We start from the raw sequence: 8,074 nt of genomic DNA, 5'->3' as shown, positions 1-8,074 counted from the left end.
TGGCCGAGGCGGCCTCTCCCGGCCGTCCGGCGCGCCGGACGGCCGGGAGAGGCGTCCGGCGCGCCGACCGCCCCCGCCGCCGGTTCCGGCCAGGGGCTGGACAGCACCGGCACGGTGGCCGACGTCAGCCGCTGGGCGGGCGGCATGGAGACCTGCGCGAGGTGATCGCGTCGGCGCCGGTGACCGTGTCGGCGTGGTCCTGGTCGCGCAGGGCGTCGAAGACGGGGGCGCGTGCAGGGGCGAGGTGTGCGGCAGGGACGGCTCGCTCAGAAGCGTCCGGGATGCGCCGCCAGCCACGCCTCCGCGGCGTCCAGCAGCTCCGGGTCGGCGGCGGGGGCCTCGTCCGGGTGGCGCTCGGCCCACTTGACGACGTACGGGCAGAGCGGGGCGACGGGAATGCCCTCGCGGGCGGCGACGGCGTACAGCTCGCGCGCCAGGGCCCCCGCGATGCCCTTCCCCTCGTGGGCCGGTTCGACGATGGTGTGCACCGGCACGAGGGCGCGCCTCGGGGCGTCGAGCACGAAGTACTCGATACGGCCGGTGACCTCGCCGTCCCCGACGGCCTCCAGGCGGCCCGCCGCCCGGTCGTCGCGGATCTCGGTCTCGCTCATGGGCACTCCTCTTCGACGGTTCACACCCTGACGGCCTGCGGGCTGCGCTCCTGGTCGGAGCTCGGGGCGTCAGCGCCCTCGCCTCCAAGTCCGTCACTTGAGCGTAACCGACGATGATCACGAGGCCCCGGGTGGACCAGGTGACCGCCGCTTTCCGCGGCCCCCGCCGACGCGGACGCCCCCTCGGTCGGCCTTGTACCGAGGGGGCGGGCGGTCGGGCGTGCGGTGTCACGCCGTGGAACAGGCGAATTCGGCCTCGTCCGGCCGGTCCAGCATCACGATGGTGGCCAGGCGGCGGTCCGCCGACCAGTCGGGGTGGCGCACGAGTTCCGGGGTGGCGCCGACGATGACGGTGAGCGGGATCATGTCGGGAAGCCGGGCCAGGAGACCGACGAGTTCCCTGGCGGGCTGGTCCGCGAGGTGCAGGTCGTCGACGATCAGGACCAGCGGGCCGTCCTGCGCGGCGGCTTCCAGGAAGTACCGCCAGACGTCCATCCACTCCTGGGCGGTCAGCCACTCCGTGGTGCGGTTCACGCTCTCGAAGAGGGAAGTGCACCGGGCCACCAGCCAGTTGGAGCAGCTCTTGGCGGCCTCGAGGCGGTCGACGATGGTGCTGATCTTCCTGCGGACCGCCCAGGGCGGGTCGGACTCCACCACCCCGGAGTACTGGGAGATGATCCTGCGGTGCAGGCCGAACGGGCCCGAGTCGGCCGCCTCCTGTCTGCTCCAGGTCAGGACCTGCGCCCTGTCCATCGCCTCGGTGGCGAAGATCCGCAGCTCGTCCAGCATCCGGCTGCGGCGCTCCTCGGCGTTCCCGAGCACGGTGATCAGGTGCGGCTGCGACCACCGGCTGCTGTGGGTCATCGCGCCCTGGAGCAGGTCCAGTTCGCGAAGGTGGGAGTCGTCCTGGTCCGCTCCCGTCACGTCCTTGGCGGGCTCGACCCGCCCCAGCAGCTTCCAGCGCGTGGGGGTGCTGCCGGGGATCTCCGCGTACGAGAAGTGCCCCTGCGTCTCCTCGCGGGTGCGGTCGCAGACGTGGGCGTGGTCGGAGGCGGCCAGTTCGAGCAGCGCCCCGGACTCGTTCATCACCCGCGCGCCGAAGACCTTGGGCGGCGAACTCGCGCCGAGGGACTGGCTGACCAGTACCTCGCCGGTGGCGACGGACACCCGCAGCTTCGTGCGCACGCCCGGCGGGATGCCGTCGCCCGGCGTCTGCGGCGAAGCGGCAAGGACACCGCGCAGCGCGTCGGCGGCCCGGACCGCGCCGAGGGACCACTCCGCTTCGTCGCCTCCGTCGGCTTCGGCCGCGAACAGGGCGACGGTGACGTCGCACAGGGACGAGATCACCACTCCGCCGTGATCCTCGATCTCACCCTGGACGAGACTGCTCATGCGGTCCGTCCAGGCGTCGATCTCGGCGCAGTCCTCCGGGGTGGGGTCGGGTTCGGCCCGCACGGCCAGGATGCTGGCCGGCCGGCGCACCGCGGACGAGGCTCCGGACACGGCGCTGGTCACCGCCGTGGGGCGGGCCCGGCCCGGATCCGCTGCCCTCGTCGTCTCCAGCGGGTCGGCGCCTTCGGTGAGTTCCAGGGCCTCGGCGGCGCTTGCGCCCGCGACGGAAACGGCGGACAGGACCTTCGGGGCCGAGGCGACGAGCGGCGCCGTGGGGACCGCCCGTAGGGGTGCCGCGGCCGAGCGCTGCGGGCCGACCGCCGCCCTTTGGAGCTTGGGCTGGGGCTCGGGCCGGGGCTGCGATTGGGCCCGAGGCTGAGGCTGGGGCTGGGGCAGGGCCGGGAAGCCGCCCTCGTGGACGTGCTCACCACCGCGTGGCAGGGGCACGACCTCCTCCGCGGTGACGGAGGCCACGGGCCTGGAAGAGTGTGCCGCTCCGCTCTGAACCAGCGCGAGGTCGGGGTCGTGGTTGAGGATCGCCTGCTGGAGCTGCTGGAGTTCCCGGCTGGGCTCGAGACCGAAGTCCTCGACCAGCAGACTGCGCAGCCGGCTGAACGCCCCGAGGGCGTCCGATTGGCGTCCGCAACGGTACAGAGCGCGCATGAGCTGGCCGCAGGCGCGCTCCCGCAGCGGTTCGTTCTCCACCAGCGACTCCAGATCACCGAGCACCACCTGATGGCGTCCGCAGGCGAGCTGGGCCTCGAAGAAGTCCTCCAGCACGTCCAGCCGGGTGCTCTCCAGGGTGGACAACTCCGGCCACGTCAGGCCGGCTTCGGTGACGTCCAGGAGGGCCGGCCCGCGCCACAGCTCAAGGGCGTCGTTCAGCAGCCGGGCCGCCTCGTCCGGCGCTCCGGCCTCCAGCCGGGAACGTCCGTCCTTGACCCAGCGGTGGAAGAGATGCACATCGATCCGGTCGGGGGGGACGTCGAGCGAGTAGCCGGGGGGCCGGGTGCGCAGTGCCACCGGAGCGGCCGGGTCCCGGCTCGGGAGCAGAGCGCGGCGCAGACCCCAGACCGCGTTCTGGAGGATCTTGCGGGCGGTCATCGGCGCCTCTTCGACGCTCCACAGAGCCTCTAAGAGTTTGCTGGTGGGAATCGTTTGATTGGGATGAAGGAGTAGGTATCCGAGTGTGGCACGCTGTTTGCTTCCGCCCAGAGGAATCACGCGTTCGCCCGTGATGACCTCTAGTGGGCCCAACACCCTGAACCACATAGTTCCCCGCTAGTGCTCGATGTGTGACGTAGAGCACATCCCCCCCTACGTCATTAGCGTAACCAATGCTACTAACGGCTTGCGTCGATACCGCAACGATTTGTGATTGTCTTAACACATCGTTCAGCCGGATACCTGGATGCGCCCAAGGGGTGCCGGGAGAGGGATTCGGCGCGGGCAGACGGAAACAGTTCTACCAGCACGACCCCTCGACACAGCGGCACTTGAGGGTGTCGCGTGTCGGTATGCACATATCGGAAGATAGCTTATCAATCCGGACTTAGGGTGCGAAATCCAAGACCCTCGTGTCGATTTTTGATCGCCTAGCGAGAGAAAGCGCCCGCCTCCAATCGGTATACGATCAGGGTGTCCACAGCGCGAGCGACATCCTGCCGCCGCACGGAAATTCTTTTCCGTTGGCACGGTAATTCAATGCCGCTGGTACACGGGAAACAGAAAACAGCCCTGCGGAAAAGATCCAGAAAACGGCGCGGGTGGCGGTGCCGGGGTTCTCGAAAACGCGGGGAAATACGGTCCGGGCAGAAAGGTGCCCGCCGTCGGGCACAGGGCTGGGCCTGGCCGACGGCGGGCGGTGGAGGGGCGCTACGGCGCCGGTGACGGGGTCCTACGCGACGGTTCCGGCTCCGCTCAGGTTGGCGGCGACACCGGCGGCGTGGATTCCCGACTCGATGGCACCGTCCACGTATCCGGCCCACCCCGTGGCGATGTCGCTGCCGGCGAAGACGAGGCGCCCGTGCGGCTGGCGAACCGTGCGCAGGGACCGCAGCAGCTGTCCCGGACGCCGGAAGGTCCAGGCTCCCTTGGCATAGGCGTCCTTGCCCCAGTCGTGGCCCTTGACGGAGAGGACCTTGGTCCCCGGGAGCACCTCGCTGATGGCCTTCTGGATCTGGGCCAAGTTGTTGGCGTCCAGATTCGGGTTGACGCTGAAGGCGACCAGCACCGTGCCCTGGCTCGACTTGTCGGTGTTGGCCAGCACCAGGTCGAGCGGCGCGCCGCTCTTGCCGTTCACGAGCGGGCGGCCGATGTCGCCCTGGACCTGGATGAGGATCTTCTTGGCCGTCGGCACGCCGACGGTCTCGGTGCTCAGCCGCCCGAACTCGGCCGGCAGGCCCGCGGTGAAGCTGATGGAGTTCCAGACGTTGACCGGCACGGCCACGACCACGGAGCCGGCGTCGTACACCAGCCCGCCGGCGGTCACCTGCACGCGCGTGCCGTTGTCGGCGACCTTGGAGACGGGCGCGTTGTAGACAATCGTGGCACCGGTCTCGGCGAGCATCTTGGTGATGACGCCGCTGAGGCCGCCGACGGGGCGGGTGACGTTGATGCCGTGGAAGGTCTCGGTGTTGTAGCCGCACAGCGCCCACCAGTGGGCGAGCTGGGTGAGCGAGCCGCGCTCGAACCCACCGCCGTAGGCACCGGTGGTGGCGCTCACCCAGTTCTGCTCCAGCGTCGTCAGGCGCAGCTGGCGCGCCCGGTCGCCGAGGGTCAGCTTGTCGAGGTCGACCAGCAGGTCCTCGCGGTAGAACGGGTCGTAGGGACGCGGCAGATACTGCTCGGCGCCCTCGACGAACCTGCGCAGCAGGGCGTCCTGGTTCTCCAGGAAGGCAAGATCCTGGCGGGCGTAGCCGCCGGACTCGGTGGCGAACACCGTGAAATCGGGGTTCGGGTCGTCCACCCGGGCGATCCCCAGACGCTGGACCTCGTTCCAGATCAGGGTCTGGCTGGGGTGGATCCAGGTGGCGCCGAACTCGACCGGCACTCCCGAGAAGGTGCTGGACCAGGCCCGGCCGCCGACGCGGTTGCGGGCTTCGAGGATCAGCGTGCGCTTGCCCTGCTTCTTCAGCTCGCGCGCCGCCGTCACACCGGCGAAGCCACCGCCGATGACGATCACGTCATAGCTGCGCGCGCCCGCCTTCGTCTCCCCCTCCGCGGACGCGGTTCCGGCCGAGGCGACTCCTGCGGCGCCCACCAGGCCCGCGGCGGCCCCGGCCTTGAGTATCGCGCGGCGCGAGGTGTGCGCCCTTCCGACGGATGTCTCTTTCATCCCACTCCCCTTGTGCACGAAGTTGCCGGTCGTCCAGGAATCACGTGCTGCCGTGGACAACTGAATGCGAGTCGACCCTAATCGCGGCTTGGCTGAAAACGATCCGGTTTCTCCCACTGGCCGATAATCGTCCGTTTCAGCGCACAAACCCGGGGCGAGAGAGGCCGGTTACCTTCCGGTGGACCGGCAGTGGACGGCCAAAGACCGCTTGCCGGTAGCCTTCCGGCGAGCATTCAGTGACCTGTCCGTGCGTATCCGCGAAGCACGGGAGGTTGATTACTCACTGGTGGCTGTCAGGTGGCCGGCCTCGGCTAGCTTTTCTGCGTCCCGAAATGGCCATGGGTGGCGTCATGCCTTTCACCCGTGCCGATACTGACCGAGGAGCTGGAATGGCCGTCAGGTCGACCGAAGCCGAGAACATTCTGAAATCCGTGCGGGAGATCGTTCCGACGCTGCGCGCGAACGGTCCGGCGTCCGAGGACCAACGCTGGATCGTCGAGGAGAACGTCGAACTCCTGGAGAAGGCCGGGGTCTTCCGTGTCGCCGTGCCGAAGCGCTTCGGTGGCCTGGACCTCCCGCTGAAGGAGCAGGTGGAGATCCTCACCGAGATCTCCCGGGGCTGCGGATCCACCGGCTGGGTCGCCGTGGCCTGGATCTCCAGTGCCTGGATGGCCACCCTCTACCCCCTCCAGGCGCAGGAGGAGATCTTCAAGGACGGCTCGGTCCGCATCTCCGGCGGCTTCACGCCGACCGCGAAGATGGTCCCGGCCGAGGGCGGCTACGTCCTCAACGGCGCCTGGCGCTTCAACTCCGGTGTACGCGGCGCCCACTGGGACCTGCTCGCGGCGGAGCTGGAGCACGCCGACGGCACCGTCGAAGAGGTCTACGCCATGGTGCCGGTGGACGAGCTGACGATCGCCGACGACTGGCACGTCTCGGCCGCCATCGCCACCGGCAGCTCGACGTCGAGCGCCACGGACCTCTTCGTTCCCGCCCACCGGGTCGTCACCCTCGAGCAGGCCGTCCTCGGGACCTCCGGCGGAGGTGCCGTCACCGGTTCCAAGGGCCGTGACTACAGCCTGATCAGCTTCGTCGTCGCCGAGTCCGTGGCCGCCTACATCGGCATGGCCCGCGCCGCGTACGAGGAGATCGTCGCCACGGTCAAGGGCAAGCCGCTGGCGTACAGCAACGTGACGGACCAGGCGCAGCACCCGCTGACCCAGATTCAGATCGCGCTGGCCCACGGCAAGATCGAGGCCGCGGAGGCGCTCGCCGACACGTACCTGATGCTCCTTCAGGAGCGCGCGGACGCCGGCGTGCAGCCGACCTGGGAGGAGAAGGCGGAGGTTCGCGGCAAGGCCGGCGTGGCGATCCTGCTCACCCAGGAGGCTCTCCAGGCGCTCCACTCCATCAGCGGTGCCGGTGCCCTCTCCCGCAAGGCGCACTTCCAGCGCTTCTACCGGGACCTCAACGGCCTTGCCCGGCATGGCCTGATGGCCCCGAACATGGGTCTCGAGGTGCACGGCCGCACGCTGCTCGGCCTCGACCCCGACAGCCTCTTCCTTTAGACCCCGTCCCTGCGGGGGCGCTGATTCAACGAACAACCATAAGGAGCAAGTCAATGTCGAACACGAACCAGGGTCCGGTGACCGTCCTCGGTCTGGGCATGATGGGCGCCGCCCTGGCTGCCGCCTTCGTGAAGAACGGGAACCCCACCACGGTGTGGAACCGCTCCGCCGGGAAGGCGGACGCGCTCGTCGAGCAGGGCGCGGTCTTCGCGCCCGACATCAAGGAGGCCATCGCGGCCAGCCCGGTCGTCGTGGCGTGCGTCTCCACGTACGAGGTGCTGAACGAGCTCGTCGCGGGTGCGGCCACCGAGCTGAAGGGCAAGGTCGTCGTCAACCTCACCTCGGGTACCCCCGAGGACGCCCGTGCCTTCGCCGGCTGGGCCGAGCAGAACGGGGTGCGCTACCTCGACGGCGCCATCATGGCCGTCCCGCAGATGATCGGCCTGCCCCAGGCTCTGATCTTCTACGCCGGTTCGCAGGAGCTGTTCGGCGAGCACGAGGAGCTGCTGAAGCTGCTCGCCGGCACGAACGTGTACCTGGGTGAGGACGCCGGCGTTCCGCTGGTCTACGACCTCGGTCTGCTGTCGCTGCTGTGGTCGAGCCTCGCGGGGTACTTCCACGCCGTGGCGCTCGTCAACTCGGCCGGTGTCTCGGCGGAGGCCTTCACCCCGTTCGCGCTGACGTGGATCGAGCACGTCATCACCCCGGCGATCCCGCAGAGCGCCCAGGAGATCGACTCGGGCAGCTTCGAGACCGAGGTCTCCAGCCTCGACGTCAACCGGGCCGCGATCGAGCACCTGGTCGCCACGAGCAAGCAGCTCGGCATCAACAGCGACTTCTCCGCGTCCATCCAGACGCTCATCGAGCGTCGTGTCGCGCAGGGTCACGGCACCCACAGCCTGGCCAGCCTGGTCGAGGCCTTCAAGCAGGGCTGACCGCGGGCGTCACCCCCGCGTCGCCCCGGTGTGACCGCACACATACCGGGGCGGCGGCTCGCCGGGCGGGCCCGGCCCCCGTACGGGCCCGCCCGGCGGCACGGTGCACGGGTAGGGACCGAGGGGTGCCCCGCCCGTGCACCGCACTGTCTTGCGGGCCCGGCCCGGACGAGAGGTCTGCACCGGTCCGCCGAGGTGTGCGCGCGGGCCGGTGCCCGGGACAGGGAATCC

General features: G+C 69.7%; 5 protein-coding genes. 2 read left to right on the top strand and 3 right to left on the bottom strand.

Annotated features, from left to right (window positions below):
- Window positions 1-266: 266 nt before the first annotated feature.
- The 3 genes from ACFV6X_RS35250 to ACFV6X_RS35240 form a co-directional block, all read right to left on the bottom strand.
- The gene (locus ACFV6X_RS35250) at window positions 267-611 is read right to left on the bottom strand and encodes a GNAT family N-acetyltransferase (protein WP_385390496.1); all 345 of its coding nucleotides are present in this window, start codon (window positions 609-611) and stop codon (window positions 267-269) included.
- 228 nt (window positions 612-839) lie between these two features.
- A complete protein-coding gene (locus ACFV6X_RS35245; RefSeq protein ID WP_385390495.1) occupies window positions 840-3,107 on the bottom strand; it encodes a BTAD domain-containing putative transcriptional regulator in 2,268 nt (755 codons plus the stop codon).
- Window positions 3,108-3,900: 793 nt separating this feature from the next.
- Window positions 3,901-5,340, bottom strand: coding sequence for a flavin monoamine oxidase family protein (locus tag ACFV6X_RS35240; RefSeq protein WP_385390493.1), 1,440 nt, complete (start codon window positions 5,338-5,340; stop codon window positions 3,901-3,903).
- A gap of 389 nt (window positions 5,341-5,729) precedes the next feature.
- On the opposite strand from ACFV6X_RS35240, the gene ACFV6X_RS35235 reads away from it, so the two are divergent.
- Window positions 5,730-6,908 carry an acyl-CoA dehydrogenase family protein gene (locus ACFV6X_RS35235; RefSeq protein WP_385390492.1) on the top strand — a complete coding sequence of 393 codons (1,179 nt, stop codon included), beginning with the start codon at window positions 5,730-5,732 and terminating at the stop codon, window positions 6,906-6,908.
- 53 nt (window positions 6,909-6,961) lie between these two features.
- Window positions 6,962-7,843, top strand: a complete 882-nt coding sequence (locus ACFV6X_RS35230; RefSeq protein ID WP_385390491.1) for an NAD(P)-dependent oxidoreductase — start codon at window positions 6,962-6,964, stop codon at window positions 7,841-7,843.
- The last annotated feature ends 231 nt before the right edge of the window (window positions 7,844-8,074 follow it).

This window comes from Streptomyces sp. NPDC059861, assembly GCF_042731435.1.
Taxonomy (GTDB): domain Bacteria; phylum Actinomycetota; class Actinomycetes; order Streptomycetales; family Streptomycetaceae; genus Streptomyces.
The sequence above is the reverse complement of the archived record's forward strand: the minus strand, read 5'-3'. Positions and strand labels throughout refer to the sequence as shown.